This window comes from Psychroflexus aestuariivivens (genome assembly GCF_004010055.1).
In the GTDB taxonomy this organism is placed as follows: Bacteria; Bacteroidota; Bacteroidia; order Flavobacteriales; family Flavobacteriaceae; genus Psychroflexus; species Psychroflexus aestuariivivens.
On record NZ_RQVT01000044.1, the window covers coordinates 1 to 24,766 of the forward strand.

A 24,766-nucleotide genomic window follows, 5' to 3' on the forward strand; every position below is an offset into this window, starting at 1 on the left:
TGTACAGGAAGCTGGAAAAGTAATTGGTGTGGTAGTCGCAGTTCCTAAACTAGAGTAAGAAAATTCTATGGTATGAGTACCGCCTACACTGAATTCTAAATTATTAAATGTTGCTACACCATTTCCATTGGTAGTTTGAACAAGCGTTCCTAACAAATCTCCAGGACCAGTTGACAAAGTCGCTGTGATTTCAATATTAGACTGCGGTACAGCAAAGCCATCAGAATCTTCTATTTGAACTTCTATTGGATTTGGCAAAGTCCCATCACAGTTTTGCTCACTTGGCTGAGAATTCACGGAAATTTGACTGGCAACACCAAGTGATGGCTCATTAAATGCGATGAATGCAGGATCTGAAGTTCCTCTTGGTTCGTAAACAAGTGCTACAGCGTCGCCTGCGTTGGCAGTTGTAATCCCAAAACTACTTAAATCTACCGCAAAAAAACGTAAATCTCTTGTTCCATTAATAAAATTAGAATTCCCAGAATTTTGTGTACTGTTAAAATTATAGAAATCAGGATTCCATGTACCAACTGCAGGGAAAAGTGTATTATTACTTAAATCAATTGTCACTGCGTTTCCTACAATAGTACCACTAGAATTTACAAATCTTAACCGATCCGTTCCTCCCGAGCTAGGATCAGCAATCTGACTCACTAAAATATCAGGGATACCATCATTAAGCTGCGAAGTTTTAATTCCACCACTACTTAAGTTAAATCTTGATGTTGTTCCTGACGGAATGTTTGCCAAACATGAACCTAAATCTAAACCTTGAGGACCTCTGGTTAGAAAACTAGCTGCTTCAGAACCTTGTGTAATGGCAGGAAATGGACTTGTAGCACTATTATCAACACCATTATCTATTCCATCAAATAATTGACCTAAACCGACAAAATAACTAGTCCCCCCTCCTGATATTGGCAATGAGGCAATTGGCAATGCTCTTACTGTCAGCGAGGTGTAAGTCACATTATTATTATCCAGCTTTGCGTTATCAACACCAGTAGAGTAATTTGTACCATTGAATCTAAAAGCGAGCAATGCATGTGTGTTATCAGGTTGAACTGGGTTCATATTCGTTGAAGACGAATTCCAATAACCACCGTAATCTGTCCAAATTTCTGTAACCTGTGCTTCGGAGGTCATAGAAACAATTAAAACTAAAAGTAAAATAATTTTTTTCATAATATAAATATCTTTCTTAATATTCTCAAAATCTTTTATTTAACTTAAAAAAAGTTAATGGACAAAGATAGAAAAAATGGAACAAAATTTTTGTTTATTTTATTGCAAATTGCTTATAAATTAAAGTGAAAATACTAAAGTCAAAATTCAGTAAACTAATTACTGTTTTTACTCATAATATCTTCACTATCATCATTATCAATGATTTGAATTTGAGGCTCTTTCATCGTTTTTTTATTGGCAATGCTACGTTCCAATGACAATAAAAGTGAAGGCAAAAGCAATAAGTTAGCTAGCATTGCAAACAATAGCGTCGCAGAAACTAAACCACCTAAAGCTACTGTGCCACCGAAGCTAGATATCATAAATACTGAAAAACCAAAAAACAACACAATTGAGGTATAAAACATACTCACTGTAGTTTCCCGAAGTGCTGGGTAGACTGATCGTCTAATTTTCCAGTGATTGGCTTTCAATTCTTGCCGATATTTCGCTAGAAAATGGATTGTATCATCCACGCTGATTCCAAATGCAATACTAAATACGAGTATTGTAGATGGTTTGATTGGAATTCCAATAAAGCCCATCATGCCAGCTGTCATCAACAGCGGCAACAAATTTGGTATCAATGAAATTAAAATCATTCGTACCGACCTGAACATCCAAGCCATAAAAATTGCAATCAATAAAATAGCCAATGATAATGATAACAGCAAATTATCTACTAAATAATGCGTGCCTTTTTGGTAGACCAAAGCTTTTCCTGTCATCGTGACATTAAAACGATCTTCAGGAAATAATTTTTCAATCTCAGGTAATAATCTATCTTCAATTTTCTTTATTTCATCTGTCCCAATATCTTTCATAAACATAGTCATTCTGGCAAATTGACCTGTTGAATCAACATAAGATGAAATTCCGTTTTGCATACTTTCCATGCTTTTCAAGTAAGGCATCATAAAAGTTTGCTCCTGCGAAGTCGGCATTTGGTAATACTTTGGGTTGTTATTATAAAAAGCTTGTTTGGAATATTTAGCCAGGTTCACCAAAGAAAGCGGCGCTGAAAGCTCATCAATTTCTTCAATTTCAGCCCTTAATTGGTCCATTTTTTTCAAAGTGGAAAGCTTTGTTACGTTATTTTTACGTTTGGTATCGATCATTATTTCCAAAGGCAAAACACCTTCAAACTTATCTTCAAAAAATTTGATATCTTCAAAAAAATCTGCCGATTGTGGCATGTCTTCCAACAAACTTCCAGAAATTTTAATATTGTAAATCCCTATGATGCTTAGTGCTAAAACTGCAACTGCAGAGAAGTAAATCGTAATTCTTTTATATTTCACCATTCTAACAATCCACTCCACAAAACCTTCTATCCATTGCTTACCTAAATGCCGTAAATGCTTGTCTTTCGGCAATGGCATGTAACTGTAAATAATAGGAATAATCAACAAACTCAAAATGAAAATCGCAATAATATTGATAGAAGCCAAAACTCCAAATTCTTTCAAAAGTTCACTTTGTGTAAAAATAAATGTTGCAAAACCAGAAGCTGTGGTTACGTTTGTCATCAAGGTTGCATTTCCGATTTTAGTAATCACACGTTGCAGTGATTTAGCCTGATTACCATGCTTCTTTATTTCATGCTGATATTTATTAATCAAGAAAATACAATTCGGAATACCAATAATAATAATCAATGGAGGAATTACAGCAGTCAAAACTGTGATTTCGAAGCCAAGTAAACCCATAAAACCGAAAGCCCACATCACGCCAACAATGACTGTTAACATTGAAATTAATGTGGCTCGAAACGACCTAAAAAAGAAGAAAAATATAAATGAAGTTACCAGTAATGCTGCTAAGACAAACCATTGAATTTCGTCAACGATATTTTGAGAATTCAATGTGCGGATATAAGGCATTCCTGAAACATGAATTTCCAAATCATTTTTAGATTTAAAATCTTCAATTAACGGAATAAATTTTTCCATGATAAAGATTTTTCGCCCCTCTGCATCAACTATACTATCTTGCATGTAAGCAACCGTCTGTACTGTTTTATTTTTTGAATTGAAAATTAAACCGTCATAAAAAGGATATTTTTCAAATAACTCTTTGCCGTATTTTTCAATTTCCTCCTCGGATAGTTTTTCATTTTGAGACAAAATGCTTTGCATTTCAAAACGCTTTGGATCTTCAAATTTTTCTAAAGATTTTAGATTATGAATACCAACCACAGATTTTATAGCTTGAAAGCTATTTAGTGTATCTGACAGAGATCGCCAAGCTTCAAACTTTTCAGAAGTAAATAATTCTGGATCGTCGGTGGCAATCATAATCATGTTGCCATCGCTACCGAATTTTTCTTCAAAAGCTTCATATTGCTTATTAATTTCAGCATCATCTGGCAATAAATTGGCTTCTGAATATGAAAATTTCATATGTTTCCACTGCATGGAAAGAAAAATGGTAATTAGCACCAAAGCCGTAATAATCAGAATTCTATTTCTAAGAATTCTGCCCGCGATGATGTTCCAAAACCCAAAACTAAAAAGTTTCTGCATAATCTGTATTTAAGGTTTGCAAATGTAAAAAACCGAAAGATATTTCAGTCTAAATATCAAAGCTTTAAATAGAAGGTGAATTTAAAAGATATATTATCTTCTAGATTAGGCAAATGATAAGCGCCATAACGATAAGCAAAACTCAACCCAAACCCGGCAAATATTTTGTTAAATTCGAAACCGAGTTCATTGTAACCTTCGGATAAGGTGTTGAAATTGATGTTTTGATGCCGACCTTGATTTTCGAAATCGCCAATAGCATGCCTAGAAATCATTACAAATTCTGGTTGAATTGTATTTGAAAATTTAAACGGCGGCAAACTATGTTTCATATGCAATGAAGCCAATTTTGTACTGAAAAATTCATTGAAATACATGGTTTCGAAACTCTTCACACCAGCCACAGAAAATCGGTCAAAAATCCCAAATTTATTCGGACTGTTGGGAAATGCGTGAAAAGAATGTGTAAGCGGTACTTGTCCAAATGCCAAATCACCTTGTAAATTGAATTCAGTTGAACTTCCGTTGAAATGCTTCCATTTATAATCAATTTTTGCACTTACTTTTGTAAAATCGAAATCACCTTCTAAAATATTAGCAAATGCTTGGGTCATTTGTGCACTAATGACCGGCGAATCTTTATCATCGATATAAGTTCTAGGCCCTATTTTTGAAAAGGTATAATTTGGCATCCATCGCAAACCAAAAGTCCCAGAAGTAATACGGTAACCTCGAAAACTGTCTTCACCTATCACAAAATTATAAGCTCGAGTTTGCGAAATTCGACTGGTGTTTACCCTGAATTCGGACATGACCTGGGGTGTGAAACTGTGCTGTAATCCAAGGCCGTATTTTTCGTATTTGTAGAAGAAAGTAATATTGACCAAACGTGGTTCAAAAATAGAATACACTCTTGCATCGGTTAGAAAATTATTCATGCCGACTTCTTGAATATCGTTGTCATAGTAGGCATTCAGCCAAGTATTGGTGTCTGAAGTTAATAAAACACCAGAATTAAATCCATATTTGAAATTTGTATCTTTTGTACCATAAGCGCCATAACCACCTAGACGAAAACGTTCTGAAAATTTGTGATTAGTTTGCAAGCCCAGACCAGCACGTAAACCTTCGTAATTATTGATTTTGATTAACCTTGTCAAGTCTACATCCAGCATTCCTATCGGGAAAAAGCCTTCTTCAAAAGCTGAAATTCTATTAACACGAGCCTTTACCTTTTTTTGTTCTAAAAAAACATTCAAAGAATCTTGATTTTGCTGAACATTACTAATGAAATTTGGCTCAAATTTCGTCCAATAGTTTAGAGGAACAGTTTCAGTTCTGCTTTCTAAAATTTTACTAAAACGAGAATCAATAGGTGAGATGTTTTCACCTGAGTCAAAATCAAAAAAGATTTGCTTATGGAAAAGTTCTGTTTTCGGCGATTTGTTGACATTTTTATTTTGAATTCTACCAAAATCAAGTCCGCCGCCAAAGAATGACAATTTTGTACCGCCTGTCCCAGGTTTGATATTCAGATTAAACTCCTCTGGAAGTCCAAAATCCAAATTGAATTCTGTTTGGAGCGTAAATTTAAAATCATGGTTGAATGTAACTTGAATTTGCCCTATTTTATCTGCAAGCTTATCGATAACAAAAACTCCATGAAAACTTCTTAACGCATTATTTAAGTCAGGCTGAAAACTTATAATTTTGATTTGTGAATCTTCGAAGAGCAGACTAAATTCGTAATAACTCCTGTTTAAAATATGAAATGGAGAAATAAAAGTTTGCTCGAAGACCTGAAAATAATCTTTGAACCAATTGAAAGAATGTAGATCTTTATTGACGGTTTTTGGCACAACGCCTTCCAAACCATCCACCCCAATTGCATTAATGTTTTGTTGTAAACCTTTTTCAGAAGTCAAAGTGAAATCTGCATGCTTTCTAAATACAAAATCACTATTCTGATTATTGTTTTTTGTATTTTCAATTCTTGTTTTGCTTAAACTTCTAAAGCTAAAATTCGAATTCTGAACTTGTTTAGATTTAAAATTAACAACTTCTGAATCCTCAACTTTTGAAATTTTATTTGAAGATATTCTATTCAGCAGAAATAATCCTTCAATAGAAATTGGTTTTTCTTTACTTGAAAAACCGCTTGCAAAGATTTGATTAATCCGTTCTCCAGCTTCAGCTTCAAATGCAAAATCACCATCATGATTTGTAAAAAAAACACGATGGTGATTAGTTAAAATTACAGCATTCGCTAAAACTGAATCTTTATTGTCTTCTGCAACAATTTTACCTGAAATAAGTTCTTGCGCATAACTGTTTGATACTGATAAAAAAAGAAGGAAAATGTTTAGAAAATACAGTATTCTCAAAGTATAAATTTATAGGTATCAATTGTAATTTGCATTGACATTATACGGTCATAATTTCTTTTTCCTTGGCTTCATAAATCTTGTCAATTTTAGCTATAAACTGATCTGTCAATTTTTGAATTTCTTCTTCTGTGTCTTTTTGAACATCTTCAGGTAAATCAGCACTTTTAACTTCGTTCATTGCTGTTCTACGATCGTTTCTGACACCAATTTTAGCTTCTTCCGCTTCAGATTTTGCTTGTTTACTCAATTGTTTTCTACGCTCTTCTGTCAATGGTGGAACATTAATGATTACATTTTCACCATTATTCATCGGGTTGAATCCAAGATTGGCGTTCATAATTGCTTTCTCAATTTCTTGAATCAATGATTTATCAAAAGGTTGTATTGACAAGGTTCTGGCGTCTGGCGTGTTGATATTACTGACTTGACTTAGTGGCGTCATACTGCCATAATATTCTACTTTTACAGAAGACAACATTGAAGGATTTGCTTTTCCCGCTCTGATGTTACCCAATTGTTTTTCCAGGTGCTTGATAGCTTCCTGCATAGATTCTTTGGCATTGTCTATTATAAATTCTATATCCTCGTTCATTTTAAATTGTTTTTAATATCTAAAGATTTACTTTGGTACCAATATTTTCTCCAGAAATCACTTTCATTAAATTTCCAGGTGTATTCATGTCAAAAACAATGATTGGCAATTCATTTTCTTGACTTAATGTAAAAGCTGTAGTATCCATTACTTTCAGTCCTTTCCTCAACACGTCGTCAAAAGAAATAAAATCGAATTTTGTCGCATCTCGATTTTGTTCTGGATCTGAAGTGTAAATACCATCAACTCTCGTGCCTTTCAAAATTACATCTGCTTCTATTTCAATAGCTCTTAAAACTGCTGCTGAATCAGTTGTAAAATAGGGATTTCCTGTGCCACCACCAAAAATAACCACACGTCCTTTTTCTAAATGACGCAAGGCTTTTCTTCTAATAAAAGGTTCTGCAACTTCGTTTATTTTTATCGCAGTTTGTAGCCGAGTTTGCATATCATTATCTTCGCATGCGCTTTGGAGTGCCAAACCATTAATGACTGTTGCCAACATTCCCATGTGGTCACCTTGTACACGATCCATTCCTTTGCTGGCACCAGAAATACCTCGAAAAATATTTCCGCCTCCAATAACAATTGCTACCTCAACACCTTTATCTACTATACTCTTTATTTCTTTTGCGTAAGCATCTAATCGTTTTGGATCAATACCATAACTGCGGTCTCCCATTAAAGCTTCTCCAGAAAGTTTGAGTAATATTCGTTTATATTGCATAGTTGATAAAAATAAAGTTTTGCAAATATAAGGATTATCTTTTTTGATTAAATGGGATATTTTTTTGAATTTTAAGCATAAAAAAATCCGTCTTACAATTCAGCAAAACGGATTTTTTATGGTTTTATTGTTCAGGATTTATCCTAAAGCTACTCTTTCAAATGCAGTAACCTCAACATCTTTTCCTAATTCATTCTTCACATGTTGTGCAACAGTTAGTTTACTGTCTTTTATGAAAGCCTGATTCACCAAAGTGTTGTCTTTGAAATAACGCTGAATTTTTCCTTTAGCAATTTTTTCAAGCATTTCTTCAGGTTTTCCTTCTTGTCTAAGTTGATCTTTAGCAATTTCAACTTCTTTGTCGATGACTTCTTGATCTACACCGTCTTCATCTAATGCTACAGGATTCATCGCAGCAGCTTGCATAGAAACTTCTTTTGCAACTTCTTCAGCTCCCTCAGCTGCTTTTGATAGCGCCGTGATAACAGCAATTTTGTTACCAGCATGAATATAAGATCCTATAAAAGGAGCTTTAAGTGTTTTGAAAGTACCGATTTCAATTTTCTCACCGATTACACCAGTTTGCTCAGTTAATTTTTCTTCAACTGTAACGCCGTTGTAATCCAATTTTAGAAGTGCTTCTTTGGTGTCAACACCAAGTGCAAGTTGTGCAAAATCATTTGCCATTTTTATAAATGAATCGTTTTTCGCAACAAAATCAGTTTCACAATTCAAAGATATGATTGCACCTTTTGTTGAATCATCATTGACTACAGCAATAGCAGCACCTTCAGAAGATTCTCTGTCGGCTCTTTTTGCAGCAACTTTTTGACCTTTTTTTCTAAGTATTTCAATGGCTTTGTCAAAATCGCCTTCGCTTTCAACTAGGGCTTTTTTGCAATCCATCATACCAGCACCAGTGCTTTTTCTAAGTTTGTTTACTTCAGCAGCCGTTATTTTTGCCATGATTTAATTTGTTTTATGTTAATATCAAAGTCGTTTAGGTCAATTGTAACCTAAACGACTTTATAAAATGATTTGAAAATTTATTCTGAATCTTTAGCTTCGTCTGTCGCAGGTTTCTTTGGTTCAGCTTTATCAGCTGGAACGCTTTCAACCACAGGAACATCAGCTTCTTTTTCAGATTTTTTTGGTTTTGCTTCTGCTTTATCAGCTTTTTTCGCTTTACCTTCTTTACGGCTATCCAAACCTTCAAGTATAGCGTCTGCCATATTTGACATGATTTTTTCGATAGATTTTGAAGCATCATCATTGGCTGGAATCGCATAATCCACATCTCTAGGATTGGAGTTGGTATCCACCATTGCAAAAACAGGAATGTTTAATTTGTGTGCTTCTTTTACCGCGATATGCTCACGCAAAGTATCGACAACGAAAATTGCAGCAGGCAATCTTGTCATATCAGAAATTGAACCTAAGTTTTTCTCTAATTTAGCACGCATACGTTCAACTTGCAATCTTTCTTTTTTAGATAAAGAGTTGAAAGTTCCGTCTTTTTTCATGCGATCTACAGCTGCCATTTTCTTTACAGATTTTCTGATGGTGACAAAGTTTGTCAACATTCCTCCAGGCCATCTTTCAGTAATATAAGGCATTTGCGCTCTTTGAGATTCTTGAGCTACAATTTCTTTAGCTTGCTTTTTGGTAGCAACGAAAAGAATTTTTCTTCCGCTAGCTGCTATTTTAGAAAGTGCTTCTGCAGCTTCTTCCATTTTAGCAACTGTCTTGTATAAGTTGATGATGTGAATGCCGTTGCGCTCCATATAAACATAAGGCGCCATATTTGGATTCCATCGTCTTGTGAGGTGACCGAAGTGTACACCTGCATCGAGTAGTTCTTTAACTTCTACTTGTTTTGCCATTTTTGTTTTAGTTTACGTTCTTCTGTTGGGATAGCAATAAATAAGTGGCTTTTGCGATTTCAAAAAGACCTTATTCATTTAGATGCTAAACTAACTCTGGACGAATCCAGATAACAACAAAAAATTGAACTTTTTAATAATTTCAAATTTTGAAAAAAATTCTGCCAATTAACGTTTTGAGAATTGGAATTTCTTTCTTGCTTTTTTCTGACCGAATTTCTTACGTTCAACCATTCTCGGATCTCTTGTAAGCAATCCTTCTGGTTTTAAAGTCGCTCTGTTTTCTGGGTCAAGCTCGCACATTGCTCTAGAAATAGCAAGTCTTATTGCTTCAGCTTGTCCTGAAATTCCACCACCATAAACATTTACACTAAGATCAAATTTACCTTCGTTGCCAGTCAAGTTTAAAGCTTGATTGACTTTGTAAAGTAAAGGACCAGTTGTGAAGTATTCGTTCACTTTCTTTTTGTTGACAGTTATGTCTCCTTTACCTTCAGAAAGATAAACTCTAGCTACAGCTGTTTTTCTACGGCCAATTTTGTGAATTGTATCCATTTACACTAGTTCGTTTATATTAATTTCTTTTGGTTTTTGAGCCTCTAAATTGTGCTCTGAGTCTGCAAAGACGCGTAGGTTTCTAAATAACGCAGAACCTAATTTGTTTTTAGGTAGCATTCCTTTTACAGATTTTTCTACAAGACGCGCTGGGCTCTTGTCAAAAACTTCTTGCGCCGTTAAACTTCTTTGTCCGCCCGGATATCCTGTATATCGGATATACTCTTTTGAGTCCCATTTTTTACCAGTCAAGTTGACTTTCTCAGCATTGATAACGATAACATTATCGCCACAATCGACATGCGGGGTAAAACTAGGCTTGTACTTACCTCTCAAAAGTTTAGCAACAATAGAAGCTACACGACCAAGCGATTGTCCGTCTGCATCAACCACAACCCATTGCTTATCTGCAGTTGCTTTGTTGGCTGATACCGTTTTGTAACTTAATGTGTCCACACTTAAATTTTTTACTAATTAAACATTCCTATTTTATAATCACACTCGTGAAAATAAGGGTGCAAATTTACGATTATAAATTTATATAGCAAGCCGCCGCTAAGAATATTTTTGTAAGCATGCTTATTTTCAATATTTTGTGTTACTTTGTAATGAATAAAAAACTAGATATATGAATTTTATGAAATCTTTTTTAAGTCTTTTAATGTGTTCTGTCCTGTTAATAAGTTGCAGTGATGACGATGATCAGGTACAAACTTTATCTGAAAATGATCTTGAAGGCAACTGGACACTTATTGAAATGAACGCAAGTTCTGGTGTTGATTTGAACAATGATGGAACTAGCAATACTGATATTACAAATGAAACAGATTGTTTCGACAATATGACGGTCAATTTTCAATCGGATAGCAATTTCATGCTAGATTATCCTGGATTAGATTTTGACGATGTCAATGGTGAAACAGTTTTAAATTGTGAAGACAAGAATACCTCTGGGAGTTATAGCTTAAATGGAGGCACACTTAGCATCACTACTGAAATTGAAAATAATGTTGAAACCGATGATTTTCAAGTGAATTTAAGCGGAAATCAACTTAGTTTTACCGTAACAAACGCACAAGCAGCTTCATATTTTGATTTTGATATTTCAGATAATGAAAATGCAGATTTACAATCTATTGAATTTGTTTTTGAAGAAAACTAATCATTTCAAAATACAAAATAAGTTCAAAAGCTGTCCAAATTTGGGCAGCTTTTTCAATTTAAAACTGGTTTTCCCTTAATGTAAGTTTGAAGCACACTTCGGTCATCTCCTAAGATTTGAAGTACAAAAAGTTTTTCTTCTAAAGTTTCACAACGCTGAAGTCTGAATTTCAACAAATCTGTACTTTCTAAATCTAAAACTACAAAATCCGCTTCTTTGCCGGTTTCAAAATTTCCGATAAAACGATCTAAATGAAGTGCTTTAGCTCCACCTAAAGTTGCCAAATAGAAAGACTTCAATGCAGATAATGGCAAAACACTTTCTGGTTCAGAAGCAAAAGCTTTTCTTAATTGCGTCACTTTATAAGCTTCATTCATGGTTTCCAAAATACTAAAACTCGTGCCTGCGCCAACATCTGTTCCAAATGCAACTCTTAAATTGTGTTGAGCCGCTTTCTGTAGATTGAATAATCCGCTGCCCAAAAATAAATTTGACGTAGGGCAAAATGCAATGCTACAATCGTGAGTTTCTAAAGTCTGCCATTCATTTTCAGACAAATGAATACTATGTGCAAATACTGTTTTTTCAGCAAACAATCCTGCTTTTTCATAAACATCCAAATAGGAATTTGCCTCTGGAAAAAGTGATTTGGTGAATTCAATTTCACTTTTATTTTCGGATAAATGCGTGTGCAAATACACATCTGGAAATTCTTCCAAAAGTCGTTTAGCTTGCGCCAATTGCTTTTCTGTGGAAGTTATAGCAAATCTTGGCGTCACAGCATATTGCAATCGTTCCTTGCCGTGCCATTGCTTAATCAGTTTTTTTGAATCCTCATAACTGCTTTCTGGTGTGTCCAACAAATATTCTGGCGCATTTCTGTCCATCATGACTTTACCGGCAATCATTCTTAAATTTAGTTTTTCAGCTTCTTCAAAAAAAGCATCGACAGATTCTTTGTGAACTGTTCCAAAAACCAAAGCTGTCGTGGTTCCATTTTTCAAAAGTTGATTCAGGAAAAATTGAGCAACCTCACGACTGTGCGATTTATCTTTGAATTTACCTTCCGTAGGAAACGTATAATTATCCAACCACTGCATCAATTCTTTGCCATGTGAAGCAATCATTTCTGTCTGAGGAAAATGAATATGCGCATCCACAAAACCCGGCATAATCAACTTTCCAGAATAATCTTTGAATTCAAAGTCTTGAATTTCATCTTTGAAATCATTAAAGTTTCCTGCTTTTTTTATGAAACCATCTTCAATAATCATCAAACCATCTTCGAAATATTCGTAGGCATCAGTAGATTTCTCTGGATCAGATTTGAAATGAAATACTGAACCCCGAATAGCTATATTTTGTGCGTTAGTAGACATTAAAACAAAAAGTATTAATAATTTTAAAAGTGATTTCATGGTTTTTTATCTTAAAAAACCTTGGTTTCGCAAGTCACGCTGAATCATTTGTATGTCCTCAGGAATATTGAAATGCGCCAACCAATTCACATCTAAACCATTATGAATGGCTGCGTGCATTAGGTTCTGGTTTTGACCGAAATATCTCGATAACTCTAGCATCAGCGGTTCAAACTCCATCATCAAGTCTTCGTGAAGTTTACTAACCAGTATCATAATTTTAAATGTTCGATTGACAACATAAATATCAAACTTATGTGTTTTTCCTGGTGAAAATCTTGTCAAATCAGGATTGAGCTGTTTTAGGACTTCTTTGAGCATTATTAAATTCAAATAAGGCTCGCCGAACTTGTCTTTAGTGACTTTTGTGTGTTCAGTAATTTCTCCACTCAAGTAACGCAAATCCATCATCAAGGTTCCTGGCGAATAGAATGTGCGTTTCATATAAGCAACTCTATCTTTAATTTTATTCTCTAATTGCTTACGTTTTTCATCTTGATTTTCATCATCAACCAATTCAAAAAACAAACGTTGCAACAAAATATTATCTTTTTTGATTAGCCTAAAAATCAACTTATCTTTTTCCTTTTCTGGCAAACCTGAAAGTGCTTCTTTGAATTCTTGAGTCAATTTCATTATAAACGATTTTAAATTTTAGTGTGCTTCTAGCCAATTTTGTCCAGTTCCGATTTCAACATCTAGCGGGACTTGAAGTTTAAAAGCATTTTCCATTTTATCTTTAACCAAAACTTGCAGTTTATCCAATTCATCTTTATGTGTATCGAAAATCAATTCATCATGGACTTGCAGCAACATTTTCGATTTATAATTCTCTCGAATCATTTCTTTGTGAATATTGATCATTGCTACTTTTATAATATCTGCTGCGCTGCCTTGTACTGGCGCATTCACAGCATTTCGTTCGGCAGCACTTCGCACAACATTATTCCTTGCGTTGATATCTTTTAGGTATCGGCGGCGACCCATTACGGTTTTCACATAACCGTTTTCTTTAGCAAATTCAACTTGATTATCTATGAATTCGCGCAGTTTTGGATAAGTTTTATAATAGGTTTCTATCAACTCTTTAGATTCACTTCTGGATAAATCTGTTTGATTACTCAATCCAAATGCAGAAACGCCATAAATAATTCCAAAGTTTACGGTTTTGGCATTGCTTCGTTGCGCTCGGGTGACTTCATCTATTTTCACACCAAACACTTTAGCAGCGGTTGATGCGTGAATATCTTCACCGTTTTTGAAAGCCTGAATCATAGTTTCCTCTTCGCTTAGTGCGGCTATAATTCTAAGTTCAATTTGCGAATAATCCGCTGCCATCAAAATATAGTCTTCATTTCTAGGAACAAATGCTTTTCTCACTTCTCGTCCGCGTTCAGTCCGAATCGGTATGTTTTGCAAATTCGGATTATTGGAGCTCAAACGTCCGGTTGCAGCTACCGTTTGCATAAACTCGGTGTGAACTCTGCCTGTTTTTGGGTGAATTTGTTTCGGCAAAGCATCGACGTAAGTGCTTTTCAATTTTGATAATTGTCGCCATTCCAAAACATCTTTTACGATTTGGTGTTCTTTGGCGAAATTCGACAGCACATCTTCAGCAGTTGAAAACTGACCAGATTTGGTCTTTTTCGGTTTTTTTGCGATTTCTAATTTTCCAAACAAAATATCGCCCAATTGTTTTGGTGACCCAATATTGAATTCTTCTTTGGCAGCTTCAAATACAGATTTTTCAAGATTTTGAATATCCGTATTCAGTTTTTCTGAAATATTTTCAAGTGCAGATTTGTCAAGTTTTATGCCTTCTATTTCCATAGCTGCCAAAACTTGAAGCAACGGAATTTCCATCTCTTCAAAAAGCGGTTGGTTGTGGGCGTCTTTCAATTCAGCTTCAAAATATTTTTTCAATTGAAAAGTAATATCAGCATCTTCCACAGCATACTGCGTCTGATCTTCGATATCAACAGAGCGCATCGATTTTTGGTTTTTGCCTTTTTTACCAATCAAATCTTCAATAGGTTGTGGAGAATAATTCAGATAAGTTTCTGCCAAAATATCCATATTATGACGCATATCTGGATTGATAATGTAGTGCGCCAGCATCGTATCGAAAAGCGGTCCTTTGACTTTAATATTATAATTTGCCAAAACCTTGATGTCGTATTTCAAATTTTGACCGATTTTCTGGATGTTTTCAGATTCAAAAAAGGGCTGAAACTTTTTGATCAGTTCTTGTGCTTCATTTTGGTTTTCTGGAAAAACGACGTAAAAACCTTTGTGTTTTTCCCATGAAAAAGCAATTCCAACTAACTCTGCATCCAAAGTTTTTAAACTTGTGGTTTCGGTATCAAAACAGACCGAATTCTGCGACATTAATTTTTTTATAAATAAATCGACAGCTAAGTTTCCTTTGATGTATTGGTAATTATGATCGGTGTTCTCTAAAGTTTTATAGCCATTGAAATCTGAAACTTCTACATTTTCTCCATCAGTATCATTCCCGAAAAGTGAAAATTGACCAGAACCGGCTGAGGTTTCAGCTTTTTTAGAATTTGAAGTAGTGGAATTATTCATATCCTCGCTACTTTGATTGTACATTTTCAAAAATTGTTCAGACAATCTTCTGAATTCTAATTCTTTGAAAATATCCAAAACTTTTTCAACTTTTGGCGGAGACACTTCATATTTAGATTCATCGAATTTAACATCACAATTTGTAAAAATTGAGGCTAACTTTTTAGATAAAATACCCAATTCAGCATTGGCTTCCACTTTTTCTTTCATTTTGCCTTTCAATTGGTCAGTATTTTCCAACAAAGCTTCCATGGAACCAAATTGTTTTAGGAATTTTTTAGCAGTTTTTTCACCAACACCAGGTAATCCCGGTATATTATCGGCAGAATCGCCCATCATTCCTAGGTAATCAATAACTTGTTCTGGACGTTCTACACCAAATTTTTTCTGAACTTCTGGAATTCCCCAAACTTCAATGGCGTTACCCATTCTTGCTGGACGCTGCATAAAAATATTTTCGGTCACCAGTTGTGCAAAATCTTTATCTGGCGTCACCATGTGAACTTCATAACCTTCAGCTTCGGCTTGTTTAGCTAAAGTCCCAATAATATCGTCGGCTTCCATACCAGAAATTTCAATGACAGGAATTTCCATGGCATCTAAAATATCTTGAATAATCGGAATAGATTCTTTGATAACTTTAGGGGTTTCGTCTCGATTAGCCTTGTAATCTTCAAACATTTCTTTGCGTTCTTTGCTACCGTCTTTATCGAAACATACAGCCAAATGATCTGGGTTTTCACGCTTAATCACATCGAAAAGCGAATTCATAAACCCCATAATTGCAGAAGTGTCTTGTCCTTTGGAATTTATTCTTGGGTTTTTAATCAAAGCGTAATAACCACGAAAAATCATCGCATACGCATCCACTAAAAACAATCTTTTTTTGGAAGCCATAAGTTGAATTTTACTTTGTTGTAAATTTAGTTGAATTTCTGTCTAAGCCAAAAAAGTTGGACAAAAAACTGACCAACTCTGATGTAGAAAATAATTATTTTTTGTTTTAATTTGGATTAAAACATTCAAGAGATAATCGACGATTTAAGGTTTTTCAACTTTACCGTCGGCATGTTTAGCAAATCTACCTTTATCTTCAGCATGTACTTGTTCAGCTTCAGGCCATGGCCAGCCTCCAAACTGTGTTTGTTGGAATTCAGAAATAATATCTTGAATTTCTGGTCTGGTATTGGCAACAAATGGTCCTTGTTGTACGACAGGTTCACCGATTGGTTTGCCATTTAGTAAAAGAAATTCGGCATTTTTGTTGCCGTTTTTAATTTTCAAAGATTCGCTGGCATCTAATTGTAAGGAATGCGCTGATGGAATTTCAAAACCATCTGCATTTATAGATTCGCCTTCATAAAAAAATAACATTCTGTGGGCTTCGTCAGTAGCTTTTGGAAGTTCAAATTCCGCATTAGCAGGCATAGAAATACGCCAAATGTTGACGTTATTATTTTCATCTGCCGCCCAAGAATCTGGAGTTGTTGTGATGGCTTTTGTATTGTTGAATTCTCCTGCTATGATTTTCACTTTAGTTTTCAAACCTTGAGCATCTTCAATAGAAACGATGGGGATTTCTTCAGACCAAAGCATTTTGTAATGTGGTTCAACTTTTTTGGATTTTCTAGGTAAGTTCAACCAAATTTGGAATAATAAAAGTGGATTTGGTTTATCTTGGTTCAGCAAAGGAAACATTTCTGAATGCAAAACACCTTTGCCGGCAGTCATCCATTGGACATCACCTTCGCCAAATCTTCCTTTAGCACCGAGTGAGTCGGAATGATCGGCAAATCCTTCCTCAACTAAAGTAACGGTTTCAAATCCAGCATGTGGATGATATGGAAATCCAGGAATATTTTTTCCGTGATACATTCTCCAGCCGTCTTTTTTCTGGAAATCATTTCCTAAAAATCGATCTTTCAACAATTCTTTTGCTGGTCCAAAGTTTGATTCGCCTTTAGGGAAATTATCTTGATGGAAAGCACAAAACATAAACGGATCAAGGGTTTCCCATTGAAATCCTAGCTCTCGAATTTTTATGATTCCCCCCATTGTTTTTTATAAAACAATAACGAAATCACCTGCAATCTCGTCGCCATTTTCTGTGGTAAAACTAAATGTACCAGATATGCTAGTTTCAGAAGTTTCTTCTATATTAAGTATTCCTGTTGTAGCATTAGAAGCTCCTGATTCAATATTCAAGTAACTTCCTGTAATATTTTCGTTTTCTTCAAATGCGCTTTCACCAGTTTCTAAAGAAGCTGGGAAAACTAAATTTATACTGCTGCCCTGCATCGCTCCTGCAACAATATTAATTATATCATCACTAGTAGTAGTTGTGGTCTGAAAAACATTAAAATTTTCACCATTTATAGTAGCATTAAATTCATCTTCTTCAGGATCTTCAGGCTCTTCGGGTGTTGAATTAGTAATTGGCACGCCAAAAAACACACCTCTAGAAAAGTTTATAACCTCTTCGCTTCCTTCTAATTCTGCATTGAAATAAAAATTACCTGAGACTTCTCCATTTTCTACTTTTTCTATTTCAATAATGCCTTCAGCACCTTCTCCGGAAGCAGTATAATTTACTCCATCACGGGTAAAACGAGCTTGATTCCCATTATCTTCGACATTATAAATACCTACGCTAGAAGCGGAAGTTCTTAGTCTGACACGGTCTAATGAACGAGCTGATATTTGCAATCCGTCGTTATTAGTTATACTGGCAGATACGTCACCCGTTCTGAAAACTTGACCATTGACTTCACCTTGAATAATTGGATTATTTGTTTCAATATCATCTCCACAAGATATTAGCCCTAAAGCCATAAGGCTTATAAACATAAACTTTTTCATAAATTATTACCTTTTGAGTGAACAAATTTAATACAAAAATTTTAACATGAGTTTGAATATGTAATATAATTCAATTTGAATGAATTTTAACGGAGAAGATTTATGGCATTAATGTGATATTGTATTGATTCTAAAATATTTGAATACAAAATAATTTTATCACAAAAATAAATATTACTTTTGCGCTTCATTATTAATAATCGGGGTCGAGAACCTCAAAATTTAATTTTTTATGCCAGTTAAAATAAGATTACAAAGACACGGTAAAAAAGGAAAACCTTTTTACTGGGTAGTAGCTGCGGATGTCCGTTCTAAAAGAGATGGTAAATACCTAGAGAAATTAGGGATTTATAATCCTGTAACGCAACCAGCCACCATTGAATTGGACGTAGATGCGTCTGTAAAATGGTTAAGAAATGGTGCGCAACCAACAGATACTGCAAAAAGGATTTTATCCTACAAAGGCGCTATGATGAAAAAACACCTTTTAGCAGGTGTTGACAAAGGAGCGTTAACAGAAGAAGAAGCAGAGAAGAAATTCCAAGCTTGGTTATCTGAAAAAGAAGATAAAATATCTACATCTGAAGAAAAAGCTGCTAAAGCTAAAGAAGCAGAAAAGCAAAAAGCTTTAGAAGCGGAAAGAGAAGTAAACGCTAAACGCGAAGCTGAAGCTAAAACTGCTCAGGAAGAAGAAGAGGCAAAAGCTAAAGAAGCCGCTGCTGCAGCTGAAGCAGAAGAAAATGCTGAAGAAGCAACTGAGGACGAAGAAAAGAAAGACGCCTAAATTTTTTAACGATGACCAAAGGTGAGTGTTTTTATCTAGGACACATCGTAAGTAAATTTAGCTTTAAAGGTGAGTTGCAAATCAAACTTGATACCGACGAACCTGAGCGTTATGAAAAATTGGAATCAATTTTTGTGGAATACCGCAATAAATTGATTCCTTTTTTTATTGAACAATCTAACTTACAGAAAAGCAATTTACTTCGTGTCAAGCTTGAAGATATTGATTCTGAAGCTGATGCTGATGATTTGCTGAAGCGTGATGTATTTCTGCCGCTGAAGGAACTTCCAGAACTGGATGAAAATCAATTTTATTATCACGAAATTTCTGGTTTTAAAGCCATAGATGAAGTTCATGGCGATATCGGTGAAATCAAATTTGTGAATGACCAAACACCACAAGCACTTTTTGTTATTGAAAACAATGGTGATGAAATATTGATTCCAGTTAATGATCGGTTTATAAAAAAAATAGATAAGCCTAACAAAACCATTACTTTTACTACACCAGAAGGTTTGATTGACATGTACAGAGGTGATTCAAACTCCTAATTTCCTTTTAAAGTTAATTCAGGCTTTTTCGTTTTGCGTCCAGTTTCAAAAAAATAAAAATCAAAATAATAAAACCCCATAATCCTGAACCTCCATAACTAAAGAAAGGCAATGGAATGCCAACGGTTGGAAATAACCCAATAACCATGGCAATATTGACAAAAAAATGAAGGAAAATTACTGAAAACACACAATAACCATAAACTCTATTGAATTGTGATTTCTGACGCTCAGCAAGATAAAACAATCGTAAAATCAGTGAAGCGAATAAAATTACAACGAAGCTAGTCCCCAAAAAGCCCCACTCCTCACCTACTGTACTAAAAATATAATCTGTGTGTTGCTCCGGCACAAATCGACCTTGAGTCTGTGTACCCTTAAGCCAACCTTTTCCCCATAATCCACCGCTACCAATAGCAACTTCACTTTGATAAAGATTGAAAGCAGAACCTTTAATATCATTAGATTCACCTATCAAAACATCGAATCTATCTTTTTGATGTGGTAACAAAACATCATTCAAAATAAAATTGACGGAATAAGAAAAACTTATACATAGGAAAGTTACGAGTAGGTAAATGAAAACTTTAGGTTTATTTTTTCTATTAATAAGGAAAATAAGTACAGCTATGCTGAAAATAATCGGTGCTATAATTGCAAATCCAAACTTCAAGGTTAAAATAAAAATAATCGCGACTAAAAAGCCAAATACAATATACCAATGTGGTAAACCTTCTCTATAAAGTGGGATTATAAAAGCCAAGTAAATCAATGCGCTACCGGCATCAGGCTGAAGCATAATAAGCAGAAAAGGGATTGCAATTATGCCTGCGGCTTTAATTTGACTTTTGAATTTTTTCAAATCAACGTTGATTTCGCTTAGATATTTAGCTAAAACCAAAGCTACCGCAGTTTTGACAAATTCAGCTGGCTGAATACTGAAAGAACCGAATGAATACCATGCTGTTTGTCCAGCAATAGTTTTACCAAACAAGAATAGTCCAGCGAGTGAAAGCACCGCAAAAATATAGATTACAGTTGAAAATTTTTCAAAAAACTTCGCTTCTATGGAAAGAATCAAAATGGTGATAAATATGCCTAGACCTATCCATATTAATTGTTTTCCGTAGATTTTAGAAAAATCAAAAACTTCTGCATCTGAGGCTGTAACGGTAGTAGAATAAATATTGCTCCATCCAAAAACAATGAGCAGAACCACAATGAGAATCGATAACCAATCGATTTGTAAAAGCGTTTTGGGCATAAGTTATTGATTAATTTCAAAGGGTTCGCCGCTGTATGGTTTGGCATATTCATCTTCCAGACTATGAGATAGAATCCAACTTTCAAGATCTTTTCTTTCTATATTTCCTTTCAGATATTTTTCAATCATCAAACTAGAAATTCTACCTGCATATCTAGAGCCCCAATAGCCATTTTCAACAAAAACTGCGATGGCTATTTTTGGATTATCTTTTGGAGCAAATGCAACGAAGATAGAATGGTCTGTAAGTTGCATGCGTTCACCGTCTATTTTAATATAATTTTCTGAAGTACCAGTTTTTCCACAAACCTCGATTCCTGGCACTTGCAAAAATCTAGCAGTTCCATAGTTAAATACATCATGCATACCTTGAATGATAGGATCAAAATGTTTCTTATCTATGGTTGTATGTTGTTTTGTGGTGTATTTATCCATTTCAATAGATTCCTCATTGATGGATTTTAAAATATGTGGTTTATAAAACCAACCTTTATTAGCAATGGCCGCAATAGCATTGGCTAGCTGAATTGGTGTGGTAAGAACTTCACCTTGTCCGATGGCGTTGGACAAAGTCGCAGATGCATACCAATTATAAGTCGGATATTGGTAAGCGCGATTGTAGTATTCAGCATCTGGCAACAATCCGGCGCGACCAACGGGTAAATCGTAACCTAAGTAATCTCCTAAACCAAAACTCGCCATGTGTTTGCGCCAAACATCGATTCCCTTTTGAGGAGTTTCGTATTTTTCGATGGTTCTTCTGTAAATTTGTGCAAAATAAGAATTGCAAGAATGTGCAATTCCTGTCACCATTTCCGTTGGACTTGGATGATGGTGACATCCCATTCGCGCTCCTCTAGCGTAGGTATAACCTCCATTGCAAGAAAAGCTTTCTTCCAAATCAACGACACCTTCCTGCAAAGCTACCAAACCTGTTAAAGCTTTAAAAGGCGAGCCTGGCGCATAAATTGCCTGCAGCGGACGATTATACAATGGCTTTGATATCGAATCATAATAAAGTTCTGTAAAATTTTTTGAGCGTTTTCTACCCACAAGCTTATCAGGATCGTAAGTTGGAGCTGTAACTAAAGAGAGAATTTCTCCAGTAGAAGGTTCTATAGCAACAATTCCTCCACGTTTATTTTTCATCAATAATTCACCGTACTTTTGAAGTTGTGCATCAATTGTTAACGTCAAATCATTTCCCTTTTGAGAAATTGTATCGAAGTCACCATCTTTAAACGGCTTGATATTTTTGTTGTGAATATTTCTTAGAAAATATTTCACACCACGAACGCCACGCAATTCCTTTTCATATTGCTCTTCGACGCCCTGTTTTCCTATTAAGTCTCCAGATTGATAATAAGGATTTTGTTTGATATCTCGGTTATTGACTTCTGCAATATAGCCTAAGATATTAGCACTATGCTTAACATTATAATCTCTCAATGAACGTTTTTGAATATAAAATCCTTGATATTTGTGCATGCGTTCTTGAAGATATGCATATTCTTTTTTGGTAAGTTGAGGCGTAATTACAGAAGCCAATCTTGGAGAATATCTCCAGGCTTTATCCAATTGTTTTTTCAGTTGATTTGGAGATAATTTTAGTAAACTCGCTAATTCTAAAGTATCAAAAGTTTTCACTTCCAGTGGAATCGCCATGACATCATAAGCTGGTTGATTTCCTACTAAAAGCTCACCGTTTCTATCATAAATATAACCGCGTTGAGGATAATCATAAACTTTTCTAACTGCAATATTGGTCGAGACTTCGTCATAAGAATCATCTATAATTTGCAGGTAAAACAACCTCGCCATAAAAATTATAGCTGAAAAACTGACTAATATGATAGGTAAAAATTTTCTCATCAATCTTCTTTACTTATTAAGTTTAAAATTATTATAATCAAAAAGATACTAAATATTGAAGAATATAAGGTTTTTTCTAAAAAATATAACAAATGAGAAAAACTAAATATTTCTAAAGCAAATAACACAAAGTGATGCACAATTATCATTAAAGAAATATAGGCTAATCGTTCTCGAAACGGCGTGTTATAAAATTTTAAAGTTTGGTAATCATAACTTAAGCCAAAAGAATATCTCAAAAAAAATGGCCTGAGATAAGTAATTACCAATGTCGCTGCAGCGTGAATCCCTCCACTATTTTGAAAAAAATCCATGCATAACCCTAAAACAAAAGCTAAAAAAAGTTTTTGTACAGAATTGATGTTAAATGGCAATAATAAAATCAATAGTGGATAAATGTAAGGCGTTACAAAACCAAAAAGATTGATTTGATTAAAGATTAAAACCTGCATCAATATCAAAACAATAAACCGAATAATATTTAAAAGAGACGTTTTCATTTATTCGCTATTATCGTTTATCAATTCCAAAACTTCAGGTTTTCTAGTATTTCTTATAACATATACTTTACCCAAGTTAGTCATGTCGTTAAACAATTTGACATCTATCTTATAATAGCCTACATTTTCATCTAGTTCGAAATTTTCAATTACACCAATATTTACATTATCTGGAAAAACTAAAGATCGACCACCAGTTGTAATTGTATCGCCAAGTTTGACAGGTGCAGAACGCGGTACATCTATCAAATTTGTGATATTAGGATCTTTACCATTCCAAGTTAGAGTTCCAAAATGATTGGTTTTTTTTAGTTTTGCATTAATTGAAGCATTGGTGTTCAAAATGGAAATTACTCTTGAATAATTCGCACCAACTTTATCTATAATCCCAACAATTCCTAGGCTAGAAATAACGCCACTATCTTCAAAAATACTATCTTTTGAGCCGCCTTCAATTAAAATATAATTATCAATAGCATCATAATTATTAGAAATAACTTTGGATTTTTTAACCTCATATAGCGAATCCATTTCAAATTGAAATTCGACTAAAGTCGTATCTATTTCTGGTTTAAAGTTAAAAATCTGATGTCGTAGTTTTTTATTTTCTTCAACAAGTATTTCATTTTGAGTTTTTAAATCAAAATAAGTTTGAATATCTGCTGAAAGTTCAAGAACACTTCCTGTGACTAAATTTGTAGAACTTACAAAACGACTGTTTTGATATGAATGTGATTTCAGCGTTAAAGCAAAAGCCACAGAAAATAATAGAATAAACACCAAACCCGTCTTATTCCTAATAAGAAAAACAATGATTTGCTGCATATATTAACTCTATTTTAGAAGTACTGGCTTGTAGCGCTCCAAATCTTTTAGCGTGATTCCCGTTCCTCTTACAATTGCTCTTAATGGATCTTCGGCGATGTAAACTGGCAAATCTGTTTTTTGAGATAACCTTTTATCTAAACCTCTCAGCATAGACCCTCCACCGGCTAAATAAATTCCAGTATTATAAATATCTGCTGCCAATTCTGGTGGTGTTTGAGACAAGGTTTCCATAACGGCATCCTCTATTCTCAAAATAGATTTATCTAAAGCTTTAGCAATTTCCCGGAAAGAAATTTCAACTTGCTTAGGCTTTCCAGTTAGCAAGTCGCGGCCTTGAACACTCATATCTTCAGGAGCAGTTTCTAAGTCTTCAGTAGCTGAGCCAATTTGGATTTTTATTTTTTCAGCAGTGCGTTCTCCAATAAAAAGGTTGTGTTGAGTACGCATAAAATAAATTATGTCATTGGTGAAAACGTCACCTGCAATTTTCACAGATTTATCGCAAACAATTCCACCTAGGGCAATAACTGCAATTTCAGTGGTTCCACCACCGATATCGACAATCATATTACCTTTAGGCTGCATAATATCAACGCCAATACCAATAGCTGCTGCCATCGGTTCGTGGATTAGATAAACCTCTTTACCATTGACTCTTTCTGCTGAATCTTTTACAGCGCGCATTTCTACTTCAGTAATTCCACTTGGGATGCAAATTACCATTCTTAAAGATGGTGTAAACAAACGTTTTTTGAGCGCTGGGATTTCCTTAATGAACATGCTTATCATTTGTTCACTAGCATCGAAATCTGCAATAACTCCATCTTTCAGCGGCCTGATGGTTTTGATATTTTCGTGCGTTTTCCCTTGCATCATTGCTGCTTCTTTTCCAACGGCAATTATTTTGCCGGTCAGCCGATTCCTGGCAACAATAGATGGACTATCCACAACAACTTTATCGTTATGAATAATCAATGTATTGGCAGTACCTAAATCGATTGCAACATCTTCAGTTAAAAAATCAAAAAATCCCATGGGTT

Annotated in this window: 21 protein-coding genes; 3 read left to right on the forward strand and 18 right to left on the reverse strand. The window is 34.6% G+C overall.

Annotated elements, in window-relative coordinates; translation table 11 throughout:
• The 9 genes from EIG86_RS07495 to rplM all read right to left on the reverse strand — a co-directional run.
• A partial coding sequence (locus tag EIG86_RS07495; protein WP_157983122.1) for a hypothetical protein occupies positions 1-1,188 on the reverse strand: 1,188 nt, incomplete at its 3' end.
• 155 nt (positions 1,189-1,343) lie between these two features.
• The gene (locus EIG86_RS07500; protein ID WP_127845552.1) at positions 1,344-3,755 is read right to left on the reverse strand and encodes an efflux RND transporter permease subunit; all 2,412 of its coding nucleotides are present in this window, start codon (positions 3,753-3,755) and stop codon (positions 1,344-1,346) included.
• A 56-nt stretch (positions 3,756-3,811) separates the two neighbouring features.
• A complete protein-coding gene (locus EIG86_RS07505) occupies positions 3,812-6,139 on the reverse strand; it encodes a hypothetical protein (RefSeq protein WP_127845553.1) in 2,328 nt (775 codons plus the stop codon).
• A gap of 40 nt (positions 6,140-6,179) precedes the next feature.
• A complete protein-coding gene (frr, locus tag EIG86_RS07510) occupies positions 6,180-6,734 on the reverse strand; it encodes a ribosome recycling factor (RefSeq protein WP_127845554.1) in 555 nt (184 codons plus the stop codon).
• 19 nt (positions 6,735-6,753) lie between these two features.
• The gene (pyrH, locus tag EIG86_RS07515) at positions 6,754-7,461 is read right to left on the reverse strand and encodes a UMP kinase (RefSeq protein WP_127845555.1); all 708 of its coding nucleotides are present in this window, start codon (positions 7,459-7,461) and stop codon (positions 6,754-6,756) included.
• Between the two features lie 138 nt (positions 7,462-7,599).
• Positions 7,600-8,427: a translation elongation factor Ts gene (gene tsf / locus EIG86_RS07520; RefSeq protein ID WP_127845556.1), complete on the reverse strand. Its 828-nt coding sequence runs from the start codon at positions 8,425-8,427 to the stop codon at positions 7,600-7,602.
• Between the two features lie 80 nt (positions 8,428-8,507).
• Positions 8,508-9,344, reverse strand: a complete 837-nt coding sequence (rpsB, locus tag EIG86_RS07525; protein WP_127845557.1) for a 30S ribosomal protein S2 — start codon at positions 9,342-9,344, stop codon at positions 8,508-8,510.
• 168 nt (positions 9,345-9,512) lie between these two features.
• The gene (gene rpsI / locus EIG86_RS07530; RefSeq protein WP_127845558.1) at positions 9,513-9,899 is read right to left on the reverse strand and encodes a 30S ribosomal protein S9; all 387 of its coding nucleotides are present in this window, start codon (positions 9,897-9,899) and stop codon (positions 9,513-9,515) included.
• Positions 9,900-10,355 (reverse strand): 50S ribosomal protein L13, encoded by a 456-nt coding sequence (rplM, locus tag EIG86_RS07535; RefSeq protein ID WP_127845559.1) that lies wholly within the window; start codon positions 10,353-10,355, stop codon positions 9,900-9,902.
• 172 nt (positions 10,356-10,527) lie between these two features.
• On the opposite strand from rplM, the gene EIG86_RS07540 reads away from it, so the two are divergent.
• Positions 10,528-11,061 (forward strand): DUF5004 domain-containing protein, encoded by a 534-nt coding sequence (locus EIG86_RS07540; RefSeq protein ID WP_127845560.1) that lies wholly within the window; start codon positions 10,528-10,530, stop codon positions 11,059-11,061.
• Between the two features lie 53 nt (positions 11,062-11,114).
• Here EIG86_RS07540 and guaD read toward each other — a convergent pair whose 3' ends face one another.
• The 5 genes from guaD to EIG86_RS07565 all read right to left on the reverse strand — a co-directional run bounded on the left by guaD (position 11,115) and on the right by EIG86_RS07565 (position 17,927).
• A complete protein-coding gene (gene guaD, locus EIG86_RS07545; RefSeq protein ID WP_205030468.1) occupies positions 11,115-12,479 on the reverse strand; it encodes a guanine deaminase in 1,365 nt (454 codons plus the stop codon).
• 6 nt (positions 12,480-12,485) lie between these two features.
• Positions 12,486-13,115 carry a hypothetical protein gene (locus EIG86_RS07550; RefSeq protein WP_127845561.1) on the reverse strand — a complete coding sequence of 210 codons (630 nt, stop codon included), beginning with the start codon at positions 13,113-13,115 and terminating at the stop codon, positions 12,486-12,488.
• 18 nt (positions 13,116-13,133) lie between these two features.
• Entirely contained in the window at positions 13,134-15,965 is a 2,832-nt protein-coding gene (gene polA, locus EIG86_RS07555) for a DNA polymerase I (RefSeq protein WP_127845562.1), read from the reverse strand.
• A 144-nt stretch (positions 15,966-16,109) separates the two neighbouring features.
• Positions 16,110-17,123 (reverse strand): pirin family protein, encoded by a 1,014-nt coding sequence (locus tag EIG86_RS07560; protein ID WP_127845563.1) that lies wholly within the window; start codon positions 17,121-17,123, stop codon positions 16,110-16,112.
• 6 nt (positions 17,124-17,129) lie between these two features.
• The gene (locus tag EIG86_RS07565; RefSeq protein ID WP_127845564.1) at positions 17,130-17,927 is read right to left on the reverse strand and encodes a DUF6252 family protein; all 798 of its coding nucleotides are present in this window, start codon (positions 17,925-17,927) and stop codon (positions 17,130-17,132) included.
• A 232-nt stretch (positions 17,928-18,159) separates the two neighbouring features.
• Between EIG86_RS07565 and EIG86_RS07570 the strand changes: the two genes are divergently transcribed.
• Together EIG86_RS07570 and rimM are read left to right on the forward strand one after the other, a co-directional pair.
• Positions 18,160-18,711: a 30S ribosomal protein S16 gene (locus EIG86_RS07570; protein ID WP_127845565.1), complete on the forward strand. Its 552-nt coding sequence runs from the start codon at positions 18,160-18,162 to the stop codon at positions 18,709-18,711.
• A gap of 11 nt (positions 18,712-18,722) precedes the next feature.
• Entirely contained in the window at positions 18,723-19,262 is a 540-nt protein-coding gene (gene rimM, locus EIG86_RS07575; RefSeq protein ID WP_127845566.1) for a ribosome maturation factor RimM, read from the forward strand.
• Between the two features lie 13 nt (positions 19,263-19,275).
• Here the strand turns inward: rimM and rodA are convergent, their stop codons facing one another.
• From rodA to EIG86_RS07600, 4 genes are all read right to left on the reverse strand, one after another.
• Positions 19,276-20,526: a rod shape-determining protein RodA gene (gene rodA / locus EIG86_RS07580; RefSeq protein WP_127845567.1), complete on the reverse strand. Its 1,251-nt coding sequence runs from the start codon at positions 20,524-20,526 to the stop codon at positions 19,276-19,278.
• Between the two features lie 3 nt (positions 20,527-20,529).
• Positions 20,530-22,398, reverse strand: a complete 1,869-nt coding sequence (mrdA, locus tag EIG86_RS07585) for a penicillin-binding protein 2 (protein ID WP_127845568.1) — start codon at positions 22,396-22,398, stop codon at positions 20,530-20,532.
• A gap of 500 nt (positions 22,399-22,898) precedes the next feature.
• Positions 22,899-23,723 carry a rod shape-determining protein MreC gene (gene mreC, locus EIG86_RS07595; RefSeq protein ID WP_127845570.1) on the reverse strand — a complete coding sequence of 275 codons (825 nt, stop codon included), beginning with the start codon at positions 23,721-23,723 and terminating at the stop codon, positions 22,899-22,901.
• Between the two features lie 9 nt (positions 23,724-23,732).
• Positions 23,733-24,761, reverse strand: a complete 1,029-nt coding sequence (locus tag EIG86_RS07600; protein WP_127845571.1) for a rod shape-determining protein — start codon at positions 24,759-24,761, stop codon at positions 23,733-23,735.
• Positions 24,762-24,766 lie beyond the last annotated feature (5 nt).

What these genes read in the sequence shown, in the direction of transcription:
- pyrH (WP_127845555.1), bottom strand. Translation starts at nt 7,461, where the DNA reads ATGCAATATAAACGAATATTACTCAAACTTTCTGGAGAAGCTTTAATG.
- EIG86_RS07560 (WP_127845563.1), bottom strand. Translation starts at nt 17,123, where the DNA reads ATGGGGGGAATCATAAAAATTCGAGAGCTAGGATTTCAATGGGAAACC.
- guaD (WP_205030468.1), bottom strand. Translation starts at nt 12,479, where the DNA reads ATGAAATCACTTTTAAAATTATTAATACTTTTTGTTTTAATGTCTACT.
- EIG86_RS07550 (WP_127845561.1), bottom strand. Translation starts at nt 13,115, where the DNA reads ATGAAATTGACTCAAGAATTCAAAGAAGCACTTTCAGGTTTGCCAGAA.
- EIG86_RS07500 (WP_127845552.1), bottom strand. Translation starts at nt 3,755, where the DNA reads ATGCAGAAACTTTTTAGTTTTGGGTTTTGGAACATCATCGCGGGCAGA.
- EIG86_RS07600 (WP_127845571.1), bottom strand. Translation starts at nt 24,761, where the DNA reads ATGGGATTTTTTGATTTTTTAACTGAAGATGTTGCAATCGATTTAGGT.
- frr (WP_127845554.1), bottom strand. Translation starts at nt 6,734, where the DNA reads ATGAACGAGGATATAGAATTTATAATAGACAATGCCAAAGAATCTATG.
- rodA (WP_127845567.1), bottom strand. Translation starts at nt 20,526, where the DNA reads ATGCCCAAAACGCTTTTACAAATCGATTGGTTATCGATTCTCATTGTG.
- EIG86_RS07540 (WP_127845560.1), top strand. Translation starts at nt 10,528, where the DNA reads ATGAATTTTATGAAATCTTTTTTAAGTCTTTTAATGTGTTCTGTCCTG.
- rimM (WP_127845566.1), top strand. Translation starts at nt 18,723, where the DNA reads ATGACCAAAGGTGAGTGTTTTTATCTAGGACACATCGTAAGTAAATTT.
- rpsB (WP_127845557.1), bottom strand. Translation starts at nt 9,344, where the DNA reads ATGGCAAAACAAGTAGAAGTTAAAGAACTACTCGATGCAGGTGTACAC.
- mrdA (WP_127845568.1), bottom strand. Translation starts at nt 22,398, where the DNA reads ATGAGAAAATTTTTACCTATCATATTAGTCAGTTTTTCAGCTATAATT.
- EIG86_RS07570 (WP_127845565.1), top strand. Translation starts at nt 18,160, where the DNA reads ATGCCAGTTAAAATAAGATTACAAAGACACGGTAAAAAAGGAAAACCT.
- mreC (WP_127845570.1), bottom strand. Translation starts at nt 23,723, where the DNA reads ATGCAGCAAATCATTGTTTTTCTTATTAGGAATAAGACGGGTTTGGTG.
- rpsI (WP_127845558.1), bottom strand. Translation starts at nt 9,899, where the DNA reads ATGGATACAATTCACAAAATTGGCCGTAGAAAAACAGCTGTAGCTAGA.
- polA (WP_127845562.1), bottom strand. Translation starts at nt 15,965, where the DNA reads ATGGCTTCCAAAAAAAGATTGTTTTTAGTGGATGCGTATGCGATGATT.
- tsf (WP_127845556.1), bottom strand. Translation starts at nt 8,427, where the DNA reads ATGGCAAAAATAACGGCTGCTGAAGTAAACAAACTTAGAAAAAGCACT.
- EIG86_RS07565 (WP_127845564.1), bottom strand. Translation starts at nt 17,927, where the DNA reads ATGAAAAAGTTTATGTTTATAAGCCTTATGGCTTTAGGGCTAATATCT.